The 21954-nt window shown below is 70.2% G+C and carries 15 protein-coding genes and 3 tRNA genes; 11 read left to right on the top strand and 7 right to left on the bottom strand.

What is annotated here, in order from left to right; all coding sequences use genetic code 11:
* Positions 1–149: 149 nt before the first annotated feature.
* Positions 150–1379 (top strand): phosphoserine phosphatase SerB, encoded by a 1230-nt coding sequence (serB, locus tag EDC29_RS13500; RefSeq protein ID WP_123140160.1) that lies wholly within the window; start codon positions 150–152, stop codon positions 1377–1379.
* A 30-nt stretch (positions 1380–1409) separates the two neighbouring features.
* Here serB and EDC29_RS13495 read toward each other — a convergent pair whose 3' ends face one another.
* From EDC29_RS13495 to aceA, 4 genes are all read right to left on the bottom strand, one after another.
* Positions 1410–2423 carry a thioredoxin family protein gene (locus EDC29_RS13495; RefSeq protein WP_132230295.1) on the bottom strand — a complete coding sequence of 338 codons (1014 nt, stop codon included), beginning with the start codon at positions 2421–2423 and terminating at the stop codon, positions 1410–1412.
* Between the two features lie 61 nt (positions 2424–2484).
* Positions 2485–4245: a bifunctional isocitrate dehydrogenase kinase/phosphatase gene (gene aceK, locus EDC29_RS13490; RefSeq protein ID WP_132230294.1), complete on the bottom strand. Its 1761-nt coding sequence runs from the start codon at positions 4243–4245 to the stop codon at positions 2485–2487.
* 9 nt (positions 4246–4254) lie between these two features.
* A complete protein-coding gene (gene rraA / locus EDC29_RS13485; protein WP_132230292.1) occupies positions 4255–4740 on the bottom strand; it encodes a ribonuclease E activity regulator RraA in 486 nt (161 codons plus the stop codon).
* An 80-nt stretch (positions 4741–4820) separates the two neighbouring features.
* Positions 4821–6125 carry an isocitrate lyase gene (aceA, locus tag EDC29_RS13480; protein WP_123140180.1) on the bottom strand — a complete coding sequence of 435 codons (1305 nt, stop codon included), beginning with the start codon at positions 6123–6125 and terminating at the stop codon, positions 4821–4823.
* A gap of 290 nt (positions 6126–6415) precedes the next feature.
* Here aceA and pdxH point away from each other — a divergent pair, with 290 nt between their 5' ends.
* Together pdxH and EDC29_RS13465 are read left to right on the top strand one after the other, a co-directional pair.
* Positions 6416–7057: a pyridoxamine 5'-phosphate oxidase gene (pdxH, locus tag EDC29_RS13475; RefSeq protein ID WP_123140164.1), complete on the top strand. Its 642-nt coding sequence runs from the start codon at positions 6416–6418 to the stop codon at positions 7055–7057.
* A gap of 275 nt (positions 7058–7332) precedes the next feature.
* Positions 7333–8640 (top strand): MFS transporter, encoded by a 1308-nt coding sequence (locus EDC29_RS13465; protein ID WP_132230290.1) that lies wholly within the window; start codon positions 7333–7335, stop codon positions 8638–8640.
* 138 nt (positions 8641–8778) lie between these two features.
* Here the strand turns inward: EDC29_RS13465 and EDC29_RS13460 are convergent.
* Positions 8779–8855, bottom strand: a tRNA-Pro gene (locus tag EDC29_RS13460).
* A gap of 13 nt (positions 8856–8868) precedes the next feature.
* Entirely contained in the window at positions 8869–9837 is a 969-nt protein-coding gene (locus EDC29_RS13455; protein WP_123140166.1) for a polyprenyl synthetase family protein, read from the bottom strand.
* 413 nt (positions 9838–10250) lie between these two features.
* Between EDC29_RS13455 and rplU the strand changes: the two genes are divergently transcribed.
* From rplU to EDC29_RS13425, 6 genes are all read left to right on the top strand, one after another.
* On the top strand, positions 10251–10562 hold the full coding sequence (gene rplU / locus EDC29_RS13450; RefSeq protein ID WP_062275340.1) for a 50S ribosomal protein L21: 312 nt from the start codon (positions 10251–10253) through the stop codon (positions 10560–10562).
* A 13-nt stretch (positions 10563–10575) separates the two neighbouring features.
* Positions 10576–10833, top strand: a complete 258-nt coding sequence (gene rpmA / locus EDC29_RS13445; protein WP_005224844.1) for a 50S ribosomal protein L27 — start codon at positions 10576–10578, stop codon at positions 10831–10833.
* A gap of 146 nt (positions 10834–10979) precedes the next feature.
* Positions 10980–12071 carry an Obg family GTPase CgtA gene (cgtA, locus tag EDC29_RS13440; RefSeq protein ID WP_123140167.1) on the top strand — a complete coding sequence of 364 codons (1092 nt, stop codon included), beginning with the start codon at positions 10980–10982 and terminating at the stop codon, positions 12069–12071.
* A gap of 6 nt (positions 12072–12077) precedes the next feature.
* Positions 12078–13202 (top strand): glutamate 5-kinase, encoded by a 1125-nt coding sequence (gene proB / locus EDC29_RS13435; protein WP_062275344.1) that lies wholly within the window; start codon positions 12078–12080, stop codon positions 13200–13202.
* Between the two features lie 85 nt (positions 13203–13287).
* Positions 13288–13361 (top strand) — tRNA-Cys (locus EDC29_RS13430).
* Positions 13362–13418: 57 nt separating this feature from the next.
* A tRNA-Leu gene (locus EDC29_RS13425) sits at positions 13419–13503 on the top strand.
* A 140-nt stretch (positions 13504–13643) separates the two neighbouring features.
* Here the strand turns inward: EDC29_RS13425 and EDC29_RS13420 are convergent.
* Positions 13644–14276 (bottom strand): hypothetical protein, encoded by a 633-nt coding sequence (locus tag EDC29_RS13420; RefSeq protein WP_123140168.1) that lies wholly within the window; start codon positions 14274–14276, stop codon positions 13644–13646.
* A gap of 254 nt (positions 14277–14530) precedes the next feature.
* Between EDC29_RS13420 and EDC29_RS13415 the strand changes: the two genes are divergently transcribed.
* Complete coding sequence (locus EDC29_RS13415) at positions 14531–19909, top strand: alpha-2-macroglobulin family protein (protein ID WP_132230288.1); 5379 nt, start codon at positions 14531–14533, stop codon at positions 19907–19909.
* 8 nt (positions 19910–19917) lie between these two features.
* On the top strand, positions 19918–21921 hold the full coding sequence (gene pbpC, locus EDC29_RS13410) for a penicillin-binding protein 1C (protein ID WP_132230286.1): 2004 nt from the start codon (positions 19918–19920) through the stop codon (positions 21919–21921).
* The last annotated feature ends 33 nt before the right edge of the window (positions 21922–21954 follow it).

Raw genomic sequence — 21954 nt, 5'->3', positions numbered from 1 at the left:
CCCATCGATCAGCCGCGGGCCACGCATCCGGGCCCGCGCCGCCGGTTCAGGGACGCCCGGCGGATGCGGTCTGACCCTGACCGACCGTCCAGGACGGACGAGACCGCATCGACCCGAATCCGAATCCTCGTGACCCAATACAGACCTTCATGAGCCAAATCGTACTGATCAACGTGGCCGGTGAGGACCGTCCCGGCATCATCGCCGCACTCACCGAGACCCTGGCCCGCTATCACATCCCGGTACTCGACATCGGCCAGTCGACCATCCACGACGCCCTGGCGCTGGGCATGCTCGTCGAGCTGCCGGCGGCCGATCGCGACAGCGGCGTCTTTCGCGACCTGCTGTTCACCGCCCACGGCATGGGGCTCGACATCCGCTTCACCCCGATCGACGGCGACAACTACGAGCGCTGGGTGCGCGAGCAGGGCCAGCCGCGTCATATCCTCACCCTGCTCGGGCGCGAGATCGGCGCCGAGCACATCGCCCGGGTCTCGGCGCTGATCGCCGAGCGCGGACTCAACGTCGATCGCATCAACCGGCTCAGCGGTCGCATCTCGCGGCGCACCGCGCCGGCGCCGCACGCGCTCGCCTCGGTGGAGTTCTCGGTGCGCGGCGCGGTCGATGATCTCACCGCACTGCACGGCGCGCTGCTCGGGCTCAGCCAGGTGATGGATGTCGACGTCGCGGTCCAGGAGGACACCGTCTTCCGCCGCACCCGGCGGCTGGTCTGCTTCGACATGGACTCGACCCTGATCCAGACCGAGGTGATCGACGAGCTGGCCGCGGCCGCCGGGGTCGGTGCCGAGGTGGCGGCGATCACCGAGGCGGCGATGCGCGGCGAGCTCGACTTCCAGGAGAGCTTCCGCCGCCGCATGGCGCTGCTCGAGGGGCTCGACGAGTCGGTGCTGGTGGGGATCGCCGAGCGGCTGCCGATCACCGAAGGCGCCGACCGGCTGATCGCCATGCTCAAGCGGCTCGGTTACAAGATCGCCATCCTCTCCGGCGGCTTCACCTATTTCGCCGAGCATCTGCAGCGACGCTTCGGCATCGACTACGTCTATGCCAACCAGCTCGAGTTCCGCGACGGCAGGCTCACCGGGGAGGTCGCCGGCGAGATCGTCGATGGCGCGCGCAAGGCCGAGCTGCTGCGCGAGCTGGCCGCGCGCGAGGGCATCCGTCTCGAACAGGTGATCGCCGTCGGCGACGGTGCCAACGACCTGCCGATGCTCTCGATCGCCGGGCTCGGCATCGCCTTCCACGCCAAGCCGATCGTCACCCGGCAGGCGCGTCACTCGATCGCCACCGTCGGGCTCGACGGCATCCTCTATCTGCTGGGGATGCGCGATCGCGACCTCGCCGCGCTCGATCGCATCTGATCCGCGCCGCGCCGGGATCGACCCCGGCGCTCATTCCATCAGCTCGACCTCGACCCCCAGCGCCTCGATGCGCTCGCGCCGCGCCGCCAGATAGCGCTGGAAGCTCGGCTGCCAGCGATAGGCGCCGGTGGCGACATAGTCGAGCGCGCCGTGCAGGTGAAAGGCGCGCAGCTCGCCCTCGGCGCGGAAGACCTCGCGCCCGGCCGCGTCGAAGAACACCAGGGTCGGGGTGTAGAGGATACCGAGCGCCTCGGCCCAATCGCGCGCGGCGCGGGCGGCACCGTCCGGGGTCTGCAGCGGGGTCTCGGCGTCGATATCGACGAGCGCCACGTCGAAGGCGCTGAGCGCGGCGCCCAGCGCCGGGCGGCGCAGCAGATCGTCGTGGAGACGGTCGCAGCCGCGACAGGTGCGTTGTTCGAACAGCACCACCAACGGGCGTGGCGAGCGGTCGCGATTGTCGGCCAGGCGCAGCGGCGGTTCGAGAAAGCCGGTCTCGTGGTGCAGCTCGCCGCTTGCCGGCGGACCGCCGCGCCTGGCGTGGAAGTCGACGAAGCGCTCGCCGAACTGCTCGCGCCGCTCGGCGACATAGGCCAGCGCGGCGGCGAGACGCGCCGGTGGCTGGTAGCCGTTGATCCGCAGCACCACGGCGCCGGCCTCGTCGAGCAACAGCAGTGTCGGGGTGAACTGGACGCCGAGGGCGGCGGCCAGCCCCTTCTCGGTGGTGGTCTGGCCGTCGAGCCCGACCACCTCGCGATCGCCCCAGATGTTGAGCGCGATGACCTCGAAGCGCTCATGTGCCAGTCGTGCGATCTCGGGATCGGCGAGGTTCACCCGCAGCAGCAGGGCGCAGTAAGGGCAGCCGTCCTGGTAGAAGTAGAGCATCAGCCGGCGGTCTGCGGCGGTGGCCTCGGCGACATCCTCGGCGAGATCGAGGAAGGACTGCTTGAACCAGGATGGGTGCTCTGGTGGGGCGCTGAGGACATCGCCGGCGGCTGTCAGCAGCAGCGCGAGCGCGAGCAGGACGAGGCGCGGGCGGATGGGCATGATGGCCTCCCCGGGCGGACCGGTCTGGGGCGCGCCGGGGGTGGCGCGGCCTGTCCGCAGTCTAGCCGATGGTCTGTGCCCCGACGCTGCGTGGGGTTGGCGGGCCGGGGAAGCGCCGCGCCTCGGGGTAGGGGAAGACGTCCTCGAGCCGGCCGCGGCGGATATGGGTCTGGCGCTCGCGCCACCAGTCCGGGTCGAGCAGCTCGGCGTGGAGTTCACGAAACAGCGCCCGGGTGCGCGGGTCGGTGAGCAGGAAGGTCTCGAACTCCTCGGGGAAGACGTCGGCCGGGGCGATGCTGTACCAGGGCTCGTCGGCCAGCTCCAGCTCGGGGTAGGGCGCCTCGGGGATCTTGCGGAAGTTGCACTCGGTGAGATAGCAGAGCTCGTCGTAGTCGTAGAACACCACCCGCCCACGCCGGGTGACGCCGAAGTTCTTGAACAGGAAGTCGCCGGGGAAGATGTCGGCGGCGGCGAGCTGGCGGATGGCGTCGCCGTACTCGGCCACCGCATGCCGCGCGTCCTCGGCGTCGGCCTCCTGCAGATAGAGGTTGAGCGGAGCCATGCGCCGCTCGATATAGAGGTGCTTGATGATCAGGTGCTCGCCGTCGTGCTCGAGGCTGCCTGCGCACTCCTCCTCGAGCAGCGCGCGCAGCGCCGGGGAGAAGCGCGCGGCGGGGAAGGCGACGTGCGAGTACTCCCAGGAGTCGGCCATGCGCCCGACGCGGTCGTGGAGCTTGACCAGCTGGTACTTCTCCTTCACCGCCTCGCGGCTCATCTCCTTCTGCGGCGGGAAGCGGTCCTTGATCACCTTGAACACGAAGGGGAAAGAGGGCAGGGTGAAGACGCACATCACCATGCCGCGGATCCCCGGGGCGATGACGAACTCGTCGGCGGAGTGACGCAGGTGTTTGAGGAAGTCGCGATAGAACTCGGCCTTGCCGAACTTCTGCAGCCCGATCGCGGTATAGAGCTCGGCCTTGCCCTTGCGCGGCAGCAGCGGGCGGAGGAACTCGACGACCGCCGCCGGCACCTCGGTGTCGACCATGAAATAGGCGCGCGAGAAGCTGAAGATGTCCGACAGCTCGTCCTCGCCGACCAGCAGGGTGTCGACATAGAGCCCGCGCTGCTCGTCGTTGAGGACGGGGATGGCAAAGGGGATCTGGTCGGCGCCGTTGATCGCCTTGCCGATGAGATAGGCGGCCTTGTTGCGGAAGAAGGGGCTGCGCAGCACCGCGAGCTGGAAGTTCTGCTGCCGGGTCTGTGCTGCGGGCAGGCGCTCGCGCAGCGCGCGCAGCAGACAGCGCAGGTCGTGGCGCGGGGCGCGGAAGGGTCGCTCGAAGCCGGCGTCGGTGAGGATGCGGGCGAGCACCCGGGCGAAGCCGTCGCGGGTGGGGTAGTAGGGGCGGTAGATCGGCACCTCGGCCTCGAGGTGCTCGGTCGAGATCATCGGCCAGACGAAGATATAGCGGTTGTCGTAGTAGCGCCGATCGAACAGGCGACAGAACACCGAGTTGTAGAAGGTCTCGGCCAGCTCGGGTTGGCGGTGCAGCGGCAGCAGCCGTAGATACTCGACCTTGACCCGCTGCCACAACGCGTCGCTCGGGTCACGCAGATGGAACTCGCGGCGCAGCAGCGCCACGGTCTCGCCGACCCGGGTGTCGTAGTAGCTGATGCGCGCGCGGGCGGCGGCCTGGACGGCCGGCCAGTCGGCGCGCTCGAAGCGCGCCCGGGCCTCGCCGGTACAGGCGCGGAACAGTCGGTAATGACGCTCGAAACCATCGAGGATGGCCTCGGCGATCAGCTTCGCCTCGGTCCAGGCCATGATGCGTCCTCAGCCGTCGGTGAGCGACCGCTCGGCGATCACCACGCCGTCCTCGTCGCAATAGATCTGATCGCCCGGGTTGACGCGCGCCCCGGCGATGTTGATCGGGATGTCGCGCTGGCCCTCGCCGCGACGATGGCTCTTGCGCGGGGTGCTGGCCAGCGCCTTGATGCCGATCGCCATGGCTGCCAGCTCGACCCGGTCGCGCACGCAGCCGTGGATCACCACCCCGGCCCAGCCCTGCTCGACGGCACGCGCGGCGATCAGGTCGCCGAGCATGGCGCAGCGCAGCGAGCCGCCGGCATCGACCACCAGCACCCGACCCTCGCCGGGTTCGGCCAGGGTCGACTTGACCAGCGAGTTGTCCTCGAAGCACTTGACGGTGACCGCCTCGCCACTGAAGCGCGAGCGGCCGCCGAAGTCCTGGAACACCGGGTCGCAGACCTGCAGGGCGTCGCCCTCCTGGTCGTAGAGATCGGCGGTCTTGAAGTCCATGCGCGGGGTCTCCTGGTACGGCTGGGGCGGTGCGGGGCGGGCGCCGGGGCGTGATGGCCCCGGCGCGGGGGAGGGCGTTGTTAGAACTGCTCCTCCTCGGTCGAGCCGGTCAGTGCGGTGACCGAGGAGACGCCGCCCTGGATGGTGGTGGTGACGTCGTCGAAGTAGCCGGCGCCGACCTCCTGCTGGTGCGAGACGAAGGTGTAGCCCTTGTCGCGCGCGGCGAACTCCGGCTCCTGCACCTTCTCGACATAGTGGCGCATGCCCTCGCCACGGGCGTAGTCGTAGGCGAGGTCGAACATGTTGAACCACATGTTGTGGATGCCCGCCAGGGTGATGAACTGGTACTTGTAGCCCATCGCCGCCAGCTCGTCCTGGAACTTGGCGATGGTGGCATCGTCGAGGTTCTTCTTCCAGTTGAACGAGGGCGAGCAGTTGTAGGCGAGCAGCTTGTTGGGGTTCTTCTCGAGCACCGCCTGGGCGAACTCGCGGGCGAAGCCGAGGTCCGGGGTGCCGGTCTCGCACCACACCAGATCGGCATAGGGGGCGTAGGCCAGGCCGCGGCTGATCGCCTGCTCGAGTCCGTTCTTGACCCGGTAGAAGCCCTCGTTGGTGCGCTCGCCGGTGACGAAGGGACGATCGTTGTCGTCGACGTCGCTGGTGAGCAGGTTGGCCGCCTCGGCATCGGTACGCGCCAGCAGCAGCGTGGGCACGCCCATGACGTCGGCGGCGAGTCGCGCGGCGACGAGCTTCTGCACCGCCTCGCTGGTCGGCACCAGCACCTTGCCGCCCATGTGGCCGCACTTCTTCACCGCGGCGAGCTGGTCCTCGAAGTGCACCCCGGAGGCGCCGGCGGCGATCATGTTCTTCATCAGCTCGAAGGCGTTGAGCACGCCGCCGAAGCCGGCCTCGGCATCGGCCACGATCGGCAGGAAGTAGTCGACGTGGGCCGGATCGCCGGGTTCGATCTCCTTGGCCCACTGGATCTCGTCGGCACGCTTGAAGGCGTTGTTGATGCGACGCACCATGGTGGGGACCGAGTCATAGGCATAGAGCGACTGGTCGGGGTACATGGTTTCGGAGGTGTTGCCGTCGGCGGCGACCTGCCAGCCGGAGAGATAGATCGCCTCGATCCCGGCCTTGGCCTGCTGCATCGCCTGACCGGCGGTGATCGCGCCCATGCAGTTGACGTAACCCTTCTTGGCGTCGCCGTGGATCAGCCCCCAGAGTCGTTCGGCGCCGCGTCGGGCATAGGTGTGCTCGGGTTGCACCGAACCGCGCAGTCTCACGACGTCGGCCGCCGAGTAGGCGCGGGTGACATCGGTCCAGCGGGGGTTCTCTGCCCAATCCTGTTCCAGGGCCTTGATCTGGTCTTGGCGGGTCATCGGCATGGGGTACTCCTTCTTGATCGTGTCGGTTCGCGCGATCTGTGTCGTCTTCCAGGCCCCGTGGCATCCGTTCACGGTAGCCCGTGGAAGCGAATCGGCGGATGATTGACCGTCTTAGTAGGTCTTGGAGGGATGAAACTACCCCGGGTTCCAATCATTTGGCGAGTCAATTATCCTAATTCTGTCCATTAGTTTTGATAATTATCAATGAGAAGACATCCTCTGATTTTCCCCTCGCGTCCGACCGGGCGTGCCCTGCTCGGTCTCCAGCTTGCCGGGGTGGCGGCATGACGGCGAGCCCCGAAGAGATTCGCGCGCAGGGCATGGCGGAGGGGCTGGCGCGCGAGTCGCTCGCCGCCGATCCCTTCTCCCAGTTCGAGCAGTGGTACCAGGTGGCGGTCGGCAGCGGCATCCCCGAGCCCAACGCGATGACCGTCTCCACCGTCGATGCCGAGGGACAACCCTCCTCGCGCACCGTGTTGATGAAGCTCTACGACGAGCGTGGATTCGTCTTCTTCACCAACTACGCCAGTCGCAAGTCGCACCAGATCGAGACCAATCCGCGGGTCTATCTGCTGTTCCCCTGGGTGGCGCTGGCGCGTCAGGTGGGGATCTCGGGGCGTGCCGAGCGGATCTCGGCGGCCGAGTCCTTCCGCTATTTCACCTCGCGGGCGCGCGGTAGCCAGATCGGCGCCTGGGCCTCGCCGCAGAGCCAGGTGATCCGCTCGCGGGCGATGCTCGAGGCCAAGGTCGAGGAGATGCGCCAGCGTTTTCGCGACGGCAAGATCCCGCTGCCCGAGTTTTGGGGCGGCTACCGCGTCGTCCCCGACAGCATCGAGTTCTGGCAGGGCCGTGACTGCCGCCTCCACGACCGCTTCCTCTACCGCCGTGCGGCCTCGGGCTGGGACATCGAGCGGCTGGCGCCCTAGGGGGGGGGCTCAGCCGCCAGCCATCAGCTTTCAGCCGCCAGTGGGGAAAGAGCAGACTCATGACTGGAGGCTGGACGCTGGCGGCTCTCCCCCCTTGCTTCGCCGCCTTTGCGTCTTTGCGGTTCAATCCCCTGGCGGCTGGCGGCTGGCGGCTGGCGGCTGGCGGCTGGCGGCTGGCGGCTGGCGGCTGGCGGCTGGCGGCTGAAAGCTGAATAATGCCGGTTCGTTCTTGCAACCCGACCGAGCGGCCGGCGCCGGCCCGAGACCCAGTATCCATGTCCGAACACGCCAAGACTCATCGTATCGGCCCGATTCATCTTGCCCCCGAGATCAGCCTGCGCCACGGCTGGACCTTCATGGTCGTGGCCTTCTTCTCGATCGGGCTCATGGTCTTCGTCTCCATTGGCCAGACCTATATCCTCAACGAGCATCTCGGCATCCCCGAGTCGAGCCAGGGCCGCATCAGCGGCAACCTGGTGTTCCTCACCGAGATCGTCACCCTGTTGCTGTTCCTGCCCGCCGGGGTGCTGATGGACCGCCTCGGGCGGCGTACCGTCTATGGTGTCGGCTTCCTGCTGCTGGCGCTGACCTATGTGCTCTATCCGCTTGCCACCTCGGTGGAGATGCTCTACGGCTTTCGGGTGATCTACGCCCTCGGCGTGGTGGCGGTCGCCGGGGCGCTGTCGACGGTGCTCGCCGACTATCCCGCCGAGCGTTCGCGCGGCAAGCTGGTGGCGTTGGTCGGGGTGCTCAGCGGGCTCGGCGTGGTGATCGTCGGTCAGGGACTGGGGGCGCTGCCCAAGGTCTTCACCAATGCCGGTTTCGACGGCGTCGAGGCCGGTCGCCTGACCCATTTCATCATCGCCGGGCTGTCGGTGGCGGTCGCCGTGTTGGTCTTCTGGGGGTTGAAACCCGGGGTGCCGGCGCGTCATGACGAGCGTCCGAACGTGCGTACCCTGTTCGCCAGCGGTTTTGCCCAGGCGCGCAATCCGCGCATCCTGCTCGCCTATGCCTCGGCCTTCATCGCGCGTGGCGATCAGTCGGTCAACGCGACCTTCATCATCCTGTGGGGCACGCTGGCCGGCAAGGCGGCGGGGATGGAGACGCCGGAGGCGGTACTCGCCGGGACGGTGATCTTTGTCATCACCCAGCTCTCGGCGCTGGTCTGGGCGCCGTTGCTCGGCCCGCTGCTCGATCGCATCGACCGGGTCTCGGCGATGGCCGTATGCATGGGGCTGGCCGCGCTCGGCAACCTGGCGCCCTTGCTGCTCGAAGACCCGCTGGCGCGGATCGGCATCGTCTTCTTCATCCTGCTCGGGATCGGTCAGATCAGCGTCTTTCTCGCCGGACAGTCGCTGATCGGTCAGGAGGCGCCGACGGCGCAACGCGGCTCGGTGCTCGGCGCCTTCAACGTCACCGGCGCGATCGGCATCCTGCTGATCACCCTGGTCGGCGGTTATCTCTTCGACCATGTCGATCCGCGCGCGCCCTTCGCGGTGGTCGGCACGATCAACCTGTTGCTGCTGTTCGCCAGTCTCTATGTGCGCTGGCGTCATCCTCAGGTGGGTGCGGTCGGGCGCTGATGGGCGGGGTCGGCCGGGGCGCGCGCCTCGGTCGATCAGCCGTGCCCGGCCCGGTGCTGATGCAGGTAGGGCAGGGATGGAGAGATTGCAGGCACAAAAAAACCGGCGCGAGGCCGGTTTTCTTGATCTAGCGGAGATTGGTCGGGGTGACTGGATTCGAACCAGCGACTTCTGCCTCCCGAAGACAGCGCTCTACCAAGCTGAGCTACACCCCGATATCGGGAATTCTTAATACGACCGGCTGACGGCGAAGTCTGCCAGCGTTGCCATGGCATCACGTGCGGGACTCGGATCGAGGATCTCGAGTGCCTCACGGGCCTTTTGGGCGTGCCGTTTAGCAAGATCGCCAGTATAGGCGATTGCGTCGGTGGATGCAATAGCCTCGATCACGGCGTCGATCCGCTCGCGACCACCGTGCTCGATGCAGTCGCGCAGCATCGCGCGCTGCTCGGCGGTGCCGACGGCCATGGCGCGGATCAGCGGCAGGGTGGGCTTGCCCTCGTCGAGGTCGTCGCCGACGTTCTTGTCGAGGCTCTCGTTGTTGGTGCTGTAGTCGAGCGCGTCGTCGATCAGCTGGAAGGCGATGCCGAGATTGAGCCCATAGCTGGCGAGCGCGGCCTCGACCTCCGGGGTGGTCTCGGCAAGGATCGCGCCGAGGCGGGTGCCGGCGGCGAACAGGGTCGCGGTTTTGCGCTCGATGACCTCCATGTAGCGCGCCTCGTCGGTATCGGCGTCGCGCGCGTTGAGCAGCTGCAGCACCTCGCCCGCGGCGATGCGGTTGGTGGCGTGCGCGAGCACCTCCATCACCCGCATGCTGCCGACGTCGACCATCATCTCGAAGGCGCGCGAGTAGAGGAAGTCGCCGACCAGCACGCTCGCCTCGTTGCCCCAGACGGCGTTGGCCGTCTCGCGGTTGCGACGCATCTCGGAGTTGTCGATGACATCGTCGTGGAGCAGGGTCGAGGTATGGATGAACTCCACGATCGCGGCCAGATCGATGTGACGCTCGCCGCTGTAGCCGCAGGCGCGGGCCGCGAGCAGCACGGAGAGCGGACGCAGTCGCTTGCCGCCGCTGTTGACGATGTAGTGACCGATCTGGTTGATCAGTACGACATCGGACTCGAGCCGACGCAGGATCAGGGCGTCCACCGCCTTCGAGTCGTCGGCGACGGGGTGTCGAATCGTGGAGAGGTCCATTCGTATGCGGGGTCTATCGATAGTGACGGCGGATGCTAGGTGCGAGGCACCGAGCTGTCAAGGAGGTCGCGGAACGCGATACGTGCGTCCTCCCACGGCAACGGAAACGGGTGTACTGGCAGGTCCGGGGTGTCTCGGATCCTGCGGCCCTGAGGACGCCGCCTGGTGTTGCCGGGCCCTGGGCGACCGCCTCCCGTTCAAGGACCAGGAGTCAGCCGTTTCTCCGTCCAATCTGCCAACTGCGCCCTGGCGCGTCAAGTCTCGACCGGGCGGCGATGGTGCGCCGTCACATTCGGAGAGGCATCGACGTTGACGCACGTCATGGCTTCGCGGTAGGATTCCGCTTCTTTGTTCCGGCGCGGAGCTGCGAGCTGCGTCGGCTGTTTCCGAATTATTCTGGGGATCTGCTGATCATGTACGCGGTCATTCAAACCGGTGGAAAACAATACCGGGTTTCGGAAGGCGACACACTCAAGGTCGAGAAGCTCGCCGCCGAGGAAGGTTCCAACGTCGACTTCGAGGTGCTGATGGTCGCCGACGGCGAGACCATCAAGGTCGGCAAGCCCTTCGTCGAAGGCAGCAAGGTGAGCGCCGTGGTCGAGTCGCACGGTCGTGGCGACAAGGTCTCGATCATCAAGTTCCGTCGTCGCAAGCACCACATGAAGCGTCAGGGCCACCGCCAGTGGTTCACGTCGCTCAAGATCACTGGCATCAACGCCGGCTGAGGAGAGATTACCGATGGCACACAAGAAAGCAGGCGGTAGTTCGCGTAACGGCCGCGATTCAGAGTCCAAGCGCCTTGGCGTCAAGGTCTTCGGTGGTCAGCGTGTCAGCGCCGGCGCCATCATCGTGCGTCAGCGCGGTACCCAGTTCCACGACGGTGTGAACGTTGGCTGTGGTCGCGACCACACCCTCTACGCCCTGACCGACGGTGTCGTGAAGTTCGTCACCAAGGGTCCGCAGAAGCGTAAGTTCGTCACCGTGGAAGGCGCCTGATCCGCGAGCGGGTCCAGCCCTGGCCCCGCGCCTTCCGTGGAGACCGCGCAGCCTCGTCCGGGTGACGAGGCTTTTTCGTTTCTGCCGCACCGTCAGGGTGTGCGCCCGCGACCCCTGCATCGGCAATCGCACAACGGATCGATCGCATGAAATTCGTCGACGAGGCATACATCCGGGTCGAAGCCGGTGACGGCGGCAGCGGCTGCGTCAGCTTCCGCCGTGAGAAATACATCCCCAAAGGCGGCCCCAATGGCGGCGACGGCGGGGACGGCGGCAGTGTCTATCTGCTCGCCGACAACAATCTCAATACCCTGGTCGATCTGCGCGATCAGCGCATCCAGCGCGCCGAGCGCGGCCAGAACGGCATGGGCCGCGACATGACCGGACGCAGCGGTCAGGACCTGGTGATCCGGGTCCCGGTCGGCACCCGGGTGATCGAACGCGACACCGGTGAGCTGATCGGCGAGCTGATGGCCTCGGGCGAGCGCCTGCTGGTCGCCCAGGGCGGCTTCCACGGCATCGGCAACGCCCGCTTCAAGTCCAGCACCAATCGCACCCCGCGTCAGTCCACCCCGGGTACCCCGGGCGAGCGTCGCGATCTCCATCTCGAGCTGCTGCTGCTCGCCGACGTCGGCCTGGTCGGCTTCCCCAACGCCGGCAAGTCGTCGCTGGTGCGCCAGGTCTCGAGCGCGCGTCCGCGCGTCGCCGACTACCCCTTCACCACCCTGCATCCGAACCTCGGGGTGGTGCGTCTCGGGCGCGAGCGCAGCTTCGTCATCGCCGACATCCCCGGGCTGATCGAGGGCGCGGCCGAGGGCGCCGGACTCGGCACCCGCTTCCTCAAGCATCTGTCGCGCACCCGGTTGCTGCTGCACCTGGTCGATGTCGCGCCGCTCGGCGATCACACCGACCCCTACGACGAGATCCGCAAGGTCGAGGCCGAGATGCGCGCCTTCGGACGCGAGCTGATCGACAAGGAGCGTTGGCTGGTGTTCAACAAGGTCGATCTACTCGACGAGGAGACCTTCGCCGCCCGTCGCGAGGCCCTGCTCGAGCGGCTCGACTGGCAGGGGCCGGTCTATGCCATCTGCGCGCTCAGCGGCAAGGGCACGGAGCCGCTGATGCAGGATCTCATGAACCACCTGGAGCGGTTGCGTGCGGCCGAGACCGTCGTCGAGCCCGAGGACGGGACCAGCGAGGACGATGCCGCCGAAGACGATTGGCATCCGCTGGGCTGATCGACCATGATCTCGCGCGAGGAACTCCCCGGGACCCGCCGCTGGGTGGTCAAGATCGGCAGTACCCTGCTGACCCGTGACGGTCGCGGCGTCGGACGCGACCTGCTCGAACCCTGGGTGGCGCAGATGGCCGCCCGTCATGGTGCCGGTGCCGAGGTCGTGTTGGTCTCCTCGGGAGCGGTCGCCGAGGGCATGGCGCGGATGGGGTGGCGCGAGCGCCCCGGTGCGCTGCACGAGTTGCAGGCGGCCGCCGCGATCGGCCAGATGGGGCTGGTGCGCGCCTACGAGGACTGCTTTCGCGATCATGGCCGGCACACCGCCCAGGTGCTGCTCACCCGTGACGACCTCTCCAACCGGGTGCGCTATCTCAACGCCCGCAGTACCCTGCGCACCCTGATCCGTCACGGTGTGGTGCCGGTGATCAACGAGAACGACACCGTCGCCAACGACGAGCTGCGTTTCGGTGACAACGACACCCTCGCCGCGCTGGTCGCCAACCTGATCGAGGCCGATCTGTTGGTGCTGCTCACCGACCAGGACGGCATCTTCGACCAGGATCCGCGCAACAATCCCGAGGCGCGCCTGATCACCGAGACCTGGGTCGACGACCCCATGCTCGATCAGGTCGCCGGCGGCAGTGGCTCGGGCCTGGGCACCGGTGGCATGGTCACCAAGGTCCGCGCGGCGCGGCTCGCCGCCCGTTCCGGCACCCCGACGGTGATCGCCCCCGGTCGCGGCGAGCGGGTGTTGGAGCGGATCGGTGCGGGTGAGTCGATCGGCACCCTGCTGATCCCCTTCCAGGGGCCGCAGGCGGCGCGCAAGCAGTGGATCGCCGGTCAACTGCAGGTGCGTGGTCGGCTGGTGCTCGACGCCGGTGCGGTGCGGGCGCTGCGCGAGCAGGGTACCAGCCTGCTGGCCGTCGGGGTGCGGGCGGTCCACGGCGCCTTCGAGCGCGGTGAGGTGGTCGCCTGTGTCGATGAGCAGGGCAGGGAGGTCGCGCGCGGCCTGGTCAACTACGACGCCGAGGCGACGCGCCGCATCCAGGGGCGCTCATCGCATCGCTTCGCCGAGATCCTCGGCTATGTCGACGACGACGAGCTGATCCACCGCGACAACTTGGTATTGCTCTGAAGGCCGGTTGTTCGGCGGTGCGCAGGCCGGACATCAAAATGGGGGGTGACAAGACCCCGGCAAGTCTTTATACTGCGCGTTCTCTGGCTGAGTGGCAGAGTGGTTATGCAGCGGCCTGCAAAGCCGTGTACCTCGGTTCGATTCCGGGCTCAGCCTCCATTCCTTTCCCGTAGTCCCCGTCGAGATCAAGCTAGGACAGTCCACTGTCCCGCACCCGCCCGGGTGGCGAAACTGGTAGACGCAGGGGACTTAAAATCCCTCGACCTCGGTCATGCGGGTTCGAGTCCCGCCCCGGGCACCATCCGCCTCTATCTCTCTGTCGACCCAACCCCCTGGTACGTCCGTGCGTGGCGGATCCAGCCGTTGCCCCTGTCGTTGCGACCGCGACCCGCTTCGGACCGTCTCGTCCATGAATCGGGACGAGACGGTTGGCATGGCGTTTCAGCCGCGTGCGGTGCGTCCGCGCTTGGCCATGACGGCCCCACGCATGGCGATCAGCACGAAGAGGTTGGCGACGAAGGCGGCCAGGGCGGCGGCGATGATCATGGTCATCGGCTTGTCCTGAGCGTTCTCGATGCCGAAGGCATCACCCACCGAGGTGAGGACGGCGCTGTTGGCCGGGTCGGCCAGCAGGTAAGCGCAGCAGGCGATGAAGGCGCCGAAGAACAGCATCTTGGTGTCGAGATAGAGTCCGGCGATCAGCGCGGCGAGGCCGAGCAGATAGAGCTGCACCAGGTTGTACTGCTCGGCGCTGAGCGCGTCGCGGATGCCGTGGTCGTAGAACAGCCACAGCAGGCCGCCGAGCGCGCCCCAGTGCAGCAGCTGTTTGATCAGGTAGAAGAAGCGCGAGCGGTCGAAGGCGTAGGCCTGACTCCATCCCGAGAGGATCGAGATGAAGGCGACCACCGGGATGAAGAACTCCCAGTACTGGGTGGTGGCGGCGAAGTCCTCGCGGGCGAAGAACACCAGGACCACCGCGGCGATGTAGAGGAAGACCGATGGCAGGATGGCGACCATCAGTGGGGACTGGGACTGCTTGGACTTGACCTCGGACGAGGCTGCTGACTTTGACACGACTGACCCTCCTTGCGAGTACGGGTACTGTGTGGTGAGTGGCCGATGGCCGGATCGATAACGCCCCTCAAGCCATCGATTGCGTCAAGCGTCCTGGATCTTAACCCTTACCGAAACTAAGTTTAAGGGGTTGTGACATCCGCGCGCGCATTCGGGCATCCGCGACCCTCGTCATCGTCCGCGTCGTCTTTACCGGTTTCCCCGCAACGGCTACAGTCCCCAGGATCGACCGATCTGCAAGGCGGGAGGCGCTGATGCTGGGCTCGATCCGATTGCCGCACGCGATCGCGCTGCTGCTCCCCTGGTTGTTGGTGAGCAGTGGTGTCGTCGCTCAGGGGCTGGTGCACAGTCCCGGCGTGGATTATTTCGGTGCCGACCTGCGCACCCTGGAGTCGGTCCCGCTCGATGGTTGCGAGCGCGCCTGCGCCGACGATCCCGACTGTCTCGCCTTCACCTACGACCAGCGCTCCGGCTGGTGCTTCCTCAAATCCGCTCCCGGCGAGGCGCGCGCTGCGCCGGGGGCGCGCTCGGGCTATCGTCCGGAGCTGCTCTGGGACGACCCCGGGGCCCTGCCCGAGACGCTCGCCTTCATCCCCCCCGATGCCCGTGCCCTCGCTCGCGAGCAGGCGCGCGCCCTGGCGCTCGAAGCGCCCCCCGGCCAGGGACTGGCGACGTTGGCGCGGGCGGCACCGGGCGAGACCTCGGCGCAGCGTCGGGCGCGACTGCGCGCGCTGTTGCGGCTGGCCCCGGCGGATGCGGCGGCGTGGCGCGCCTTGGCCGAGACCGCGCTGGTCGCGGCCGCGAACGACTGGCGCGCGCGCGACGAGGCGCTTGCCGCCGCGCTCGCCGCCGCGCGCCTGGCCCCGGAGGACGGTGCCACGCTCGCCCTGCTCGGGCGCGCCTTCGCCGCGCGCGAGTCGTGGCCCGAGGCGATCCGCGCCACCCGCGCCGCGCTCGCCCTGCACGAGGATGCGACGCTGCGCGCCGAATACGCCCGCCTGCTCGCCGAACACGGCTTCCGGGTGCTCGATCACGCCATCGACGCCGATGCCGCCGCCCCCAGGGTCTGTGTCCGCTTCAGCGAACCGCTCGCCCGCGACCGTGCCGAGATCGACGACTTCGTGCGCGTCGAGGGCGACCCCGACCTCGCCCTCCAACCCGAGCGCGACCAGCTCTGTCTCGATGGCGTACGTCATGGCCAGGGCTATCGGGTGCGGCTGCGCGCCGGGTTGCCGAGTGCCACCGGTGAGGTACTGGCCAGGGACGTCGAGCTCGACCTCTATGTCCGCGATCGCGCCCCGCTCGCCCGCTTCCAGTCGCGCGCCTATGTCCTGCCGCGCGGCAGCGGCGCGCGTCTGCCGGTGGTCTCGGTCAACAGCGCGCGTCTGGCGCTCGAGCTCTACCGGGTCGACGACCGCGCGCTCACCCAGGTGCGCGCCGAGGGCCTGTTCGAGCGCCAGCTCGATCGCTGGTCGCGCGAGCGCATCGCCGAGCGTCTGGGCTCGGCGCTGTGGTCGGGCAGCGTCGCGGTCGATGCCCGTCGCAACCAGGAGGTGAGCACCGGCATCCCGCTCGACGCCCTGGTCGAGCGCTTCGAGCCGGGGGTCTATCTGCTTACCGCACGCCCGCAGGAGCTGTCCGCCGAGCGTGACGAGTCGCTGGCGAGCCAGTGGTTCGTGGTCTCCGACCTGGGGTTGAGCGCGCTCACCGGCGCCGATGGGCTGCACGTCCTGGTGCGCGCCCTGGGCACCGCCGAGCCGCGCGCCGGGGTGCGGCTGCGGTTGCTCGCGGTCAACGACCGGGTGCTCGGCGAGACCCGCAGCGACGCCGCGGGCTATGCCCGCTTCGCCCCCGGGCTGCTGCGCGGTCGCGGCGGCGATGCCCCGGCGCTGCTGGTGGCCGAGGCCGAGGAGGCGGCCGGCGATTACGCCTTCCTCGATCTCGCCCGCGCCCCCTTCGACCTGCGCGATCGCGGTGTCGCCGGGCGCCCGCCCGCCGCCGCGCTCGATGTCTTCCTGAGCAGCGAACGCGGCGCCTATCGTCCGGGCGAGTCGGTGGTGCTCACCGCGCTGGTGCGCGACCGGCTCGCCGCCGCCGTCACCGGGCTGACCACCACCCTGGTGGTGGAGCGTCCCGACGGTCATGTCGCCCGGCGTCAGCGGCTCGACGACCAGGGCGGCGGCGCCTACCGCGCTCAGGTCGCGCTCGCCGACACCGCCATGCACGGCACCTGGCGCGCCCGTCTCCACGCCGACCCCGAGGGCCCGGCGCTGGCCGAGGTGGCCTTCCTGGTCGAGGACTTCGTCCCCGAGCGCGTCGATCTCGTCGCCGAGCTGCCGCCCGGTCCGCTCGACCCCGCCGCGCTGCCCGATCTCGGGCTGGAGGCGCGCTATCGCTACGGTGCCCCGGGCGCGGGCCTGCAGCTCGACGGTGAGCTGCGGGTGGTCGCCCGCGATCAGCTCGAGGCCGCGCCCGGGTTCCGCTTCGGTCTCACCGACGAGGACTTCACCCCGCTCGGCGCGGCGCTGCCGACGCGTCGCGCCGATGCCGCCGGCCGGGCGCGGATGCCGTTGGTGCTCCCCGAACTCGACCCCTCCACCAGACCGCTGGCGCTGACGCTGCAGGTGCGCGCGAGCGAGGACGGCGCGCGCCCGGTCGAGCGCCGGTTGACCCGCGCGCTGCGCGATCCGGCGCCCAGGCTCGGCGCGCGCGCACTCTTCGACGATCGGGTCGAGAGCGGCGCCAGTGCCGCCTTCGAGCTGATCGCGCTCGATCCGAGCGGCGAGCGCATCGCCGTCGAGCACGCGCGCTGGACCCTGGCGCGGCTCGAGACCCGCTTCCAGTGGTATCGCCTCGACGATCGCTGGCGCTACGAACCGATCGTCACCAGCCGGCGGGTGGCCAGCGGTGAGCTGGCGCTCGACGCCGAGACGCCGGCGCGGCTCGAGACCGCGGTCGACTGGGGCAGCTATCGACTGACCGTCGAGGATGGTGCCGGTCGGGCGCTGCCGGTCGCGCTCGACTTCGATGCCGGCTGGACCACCGCCCCCGGGCGCGAGGACACCCCGGACCTGCTCGGCGTCACCCTCGATCGTCCCGGCTATGCCGTCGGTGAGCGGGCACGGGTGCGGCTCGAGCCGCGCTTCGCCGGCACCGCGACGGTGCTGGTGGTCGGTGAGCGGTTGCTCGCGCGCCGGCAGGTCGAGGTGCCCGCCGAGGGGCTGACCCTGGAGTTGCCGGTCGAGACCGACTGGGGCGCCGGGGCCTATGTCTGCGTGCTGTTGCACCGCCCGCTCGATACCGCCGCCGGGCGCATGCCGGGGCGCGCCATCGGGTTGCGCTGGGCGGCGGTCGATCCCGGTGCGCGCCGCCTCGGCGTCGCCATCGAGGCCCCGGCGCTGGCGCGTCCGCGCGCGCCGCTGGAGGTGACGCTGCAGGTCGCGGGCGCGACCCCGGAGGAGCCGGTCCACGTCACCCTGGCGGCGGTCGACACCGGCATCCTCGCGCTCACCGACCACCCGACCCCGGCCCCCAACGACTGGTACTTCGGGCAGCGCCGTCTCGGCACCGAGATCCGCGATCTCTACGGTCGGTTGATCGACCCGTTCGGCGCCACCCCGGGCGTGGTGCGCAGCGGCGGCGACGGCGGCATCCTCGAGCGCCGTGCGCCGCCGCCGACCGAGCCGCTGCTGGCGCTGCAATCGGCGATCCTCGAGGTCGACGCCGAGGGGCGCGCGCGGGTGCGGCTTGCGCTGCCGCAGTTCGAGGGGCGGGTGCGCCTGGCGGCGATGGCCTGGTCGGCCGATGGGGTCGGGCACGCCGCGCGCGAGCTGCTGGTGCGCGATCCGGTGAGCGTGCGCGCCAGCCTGCCGGCGCTGCTCGCCCCGGGCGATCGCAGCCGTCTCGGGCTGGAACTGACCGCCTTCGAGGGGGTGAGCGGTCCGGCCCGGGTCGAGGTCACCGCGGCCGGACCGTTGCAGGTCCCGGTCGAGGCACGGGGCCATGACGTGATGCTCGCGCCCGGTGCGCCGGTGGCGCTCGACCTGCCGTTGAGTGCCACGGCGACGGGCGAGGGGGCGCTGCGGGTGCGGCTGGTGCCGCCCGTGGGTGCGCCGATCGAGCGTCGCTTCGCCCTCGAGGTGCGCGATCAGCGCGCCGCGACGCTCAGCCGTCGCTGGCACCGTCTCGCCCCGGGCGAGCGCTGGCGGCCCGCCGCCGACGCACTCGCCGGGCTGGCGCCGGCGGGCGCGAGCCTGGTGCTCGCCGATGCCGCGATGACCGGCATCGATGTCGCCGGGCCGCTGCTTGCACTCGATCGCTATCCCTATCGCTGTACCGAGCAGCGGGTCAGCCGCGCCCTGCCGCTGCTCGCGCTCGCCGAGCGGGCGCGCGCGCTGGAGGCGCCGCGCGAGGTCGCGGCGCGACTGACCGAGACCCTCGCCGAGGTGCTCGCCAGCCAGCGCGCCGACGGCGGCTTCGGGCGTTGGGGGCAGGACGGCGGCTCGGCCTGGCTCGACGCCTATGTCAGCGACTTCCTGGTTCGCGCCGACGCGCACGGGCTGGCGGTGCCGGCGCAGGCATTGGCGCTGGCGCTCGACAACCTCGCCAACCAGGTCGCCTATGCCCCGGAGTTCAGCCACGGCGGCGAGTCCCTGGCCTATGCGCTGGCGGTGCTGGCGCGGGCCGGTCGCGCCGATCTCGGCGATCTGCGCTATTACCTCGACGCACGGCTCGAGCACTTCGCCACGCCGCTGGCGCGCGCCCAGCTCGGCGCCGCACTCGCCCGCTATGGCGAGCAGGAGCGCGCCGCGCGCGCCTTCGCCAGCGCGGTGGCGATGACGCCGCCCGGTGACGCGGACGGCTGGCGCGAGGACTACGGCTCCTGGCTGCGCGATCGCGCCGGGGTGATCGTGCTCGCCGCCGAGTCCGGGGTGGCGCTGGAGGCGCCGGCGCAACTGCTCGCCGGGCTCGATCTCGAGGGCGCGCTCAGTACCCAGGAACTCGCCTGGCTGGCGCGTGCCGCCGGGGTGCTCTCGCGCGGTGATGACGAGGGCGTGTTGCCGTTGCGCCTCGACCCGGCCGCGCTCGCCGCCGCGCCCTGGATCGAGAATCCGGGCGAGGGTCCGCTGACCCTGGTCGAGACCCGGATCGGGGTGCCCGAGGGCGCAGTCGTCGCCGGTGGCGTCGGCTATCGCATCAGTCGCAGCTATCACGACCTCGACGGTCGAGCGCTCGATCCCGCCGCGCTGGTGCAGGGTCAGCAGCTGGTGGTGGTGCTCGATGTCGAGTCGAGCCGGGCGCGGCGCGGACGCTTGCTGGTGGTCGACCCGCTGCCCGGCGGGCTGGCGATCGCCAACCCGCGGCTGCTCGGCGGTGATGCACCCGCCGGGTTCGACTGGCTGGGCGAGACGGTGGAGTGGCCGTTGCACCAGTCCTTCGGGCGCGATGCCCTGGTGGTCGCGCTCGAACGTGACGAGGCGGCGCCACGGCGCTTTCGTCTCGCCTATCGCGCCCGCGCGGTGGCGCCCGGGGTGTTCGCCCTGGCCCCGGCGCGGATCGAGGACATGTACCGACCGCGACTGCGCGGCTGGGGCGCGAGCGGCGAGCTGCGGGTGGCGCCGCCGGCGCCCTGAGCCGGCCGGTGCGGCGCTGGGGTGTCGCGGCGGGGCTGGCGCTGCTGCTCGGTGGCCTGAGCTGGCTGTTCGGCGGCACGGCGCCGGTGCTCGAGGTCCCGGTCGCGGTCGAGGTGCTCGATCGCGACGAGCGACTGCTGCGCGCCTTCCCCGTCGAGGACGGGCGCTGGCGGTTGGCGACCTCCGCCGCCGCGCTCGACCCGGACTACCTCGCCCTGCTGTTGACGATCGAGGACCGGCGCTTCGAGCGTCACCCCGGCGTCGATCCGCGCGCCCTGGCGCGCGCGGCCTGGCAGTGGGCGACACGCGGGCGGATCGTCTCCGGCGGCTCGACCCTGACCATGCAGTTGGCGCGGCTGCGCGCCGGTCACCCGACCCGCACCCCGGCGGCCAAGCTCGCGCAGATCCGCACCGCGCTGGCGCTCGAGCGCGCCTATCCGAAGTCGCGCATCCTCGATGCCTATCTGACCCTGGCCCCCTTCGGCGGCAACCTCGAGGGCGTGCGCGCCGGCGCCCTGGCCTGGTTCGGCAAGGAGCCGCGTCGGCTCGATCTCGCCGAGGCCGCGCTGCTGGTGGCGCTGCCCCAGGCGCCGGAGGCGCGCCGCCCGGACCGCCATCCCGAGGCCGCGCGTCGCGCCCGCGACCGGGTGCTGTCGCTGGCCGAGGCCGCCGGGCTGATCGACGCTCGTGCGCGGGCACGGGCCGCGGCGACCCCGGTGCCGCGGGCGCGGCGGGCGCTGCCGGCGCGGGCCGCGCACCTGGCCGCGCGGCTGCACCGCGCCGAGCCCGCGCGCGTGCACCACCAGCTGACCCTCGACGGTGCGCTGCAGGCACGGCTCGAGCCGTTGGCGCTGGCGCGTGCCCGGGGGCTCGGTCCCCGGGTCTCGGTGGCGCTGCTGGTCGCCGATCATCGCGCCGGTACCTTGCTCGCCCACGTCGGCGCCGCCGCGCCCTTCGACCAGGGGCGGCGTGGCTGGGTCGACATGACCCGGGCCGTGCGCTCGCCGGGCTCGACCCTCAAGCCGCTGATCTATGCCCTGGCCTTCGAGGCCGGGGTCGCCGACCCGGCCGGCTGGATCGAGGATCGCGCGCGTGATTTCCACGGCTATGCGCCGCGCAACCTCGATCGTGACTATCAGGGCCGGGTGGCGGTGGCGCAGGCGCTGCAGCGCTCGCTCAACGTGCCGGCCGTCACCCTGCTCGAGGCACTCGGGCCGCAGCGCCTGCTCGGGCGGCTGCGTCGTGCCGGGGTCGCGCCGCGCCTGCCGTCCGGCGCGCGCCCGGGGCTGGCGCTCGCGCTTGGCGGGGTGGGGCTCTCGCTCGAGGAGCTGTTCGCGCTCTATGGTGCGCTCGCCAACGACGGTCGGCCGCTGGCGCTGCACCACCGGCGCGGGGCGGCGCCGGCCACGTCCCCGGGCACTCCGCTGGTTGCGGCGGGGGCGGCGCGCCGGGTCGGTGCCATCCTCGCCGCCGCGCCGCCGGTGGGCACCGCGCCGGGGCGGGGCATCGCCCACAAGACCGGGACCTCCTACGGCCATCGCGACGCCTGGGCGCTCGGCTACGACGGGCGTCATCTGGTCGGGGTCTGGGTCGGTCGCGCCGATGGCGCGCCGGTCCCCGGGTTGACCGGCGCCGGCGCGGCGGCGCCGCTGCTGCGCGATGTCTTCGCCCGCTTGGGGCCGGGCTCGCCGTTGCCCGAGCCGCCCCCGGCGCGCGCGCCGGCACCGGCGCTGACGCTCGCCGGGGTGCCGCGCGCGGGGCCGCGCATCGCCTATCCGCCGGCCGGGTCGCGGGTCGCGCTCGGGCTCGATGGAGACGGCGCGGCGGCGCTGTTGCGGCTGCGGGTGCACGAGGGGCGGGCGCCCTTCCAGTGGTTCGCCGACGGGGTGCCGATCGGGCGTGCGCCCGTCGCCCGAACCCTGGACTGGTGGCCGCGCGAGCCGGGTTATGTCGATCTTGCGGTGGTCGACGCCCGGGGCGAGAGCGACCGGGTGCGGGTGTGGCTGGAATGACCGGGCGCGGTGGCGCTGTCGTGGCTGTCTATA

The organism is Marichromatium gracile (assembly GCF_004343155.1).
In the GTDB taxonomy this organism is placed as follows: domain Bacteria; phylum Pseudomonadota; class Gammaproteobacteria; order Chromatiales; family Chromatiaceae; genus Marichromatium; species Marichromatium gracile.
The sequence above is the reverse complement of the archived record's forward strand: the minus strand, read 5'-3'. Positions and strand labels throughout refer to the sequence as shown.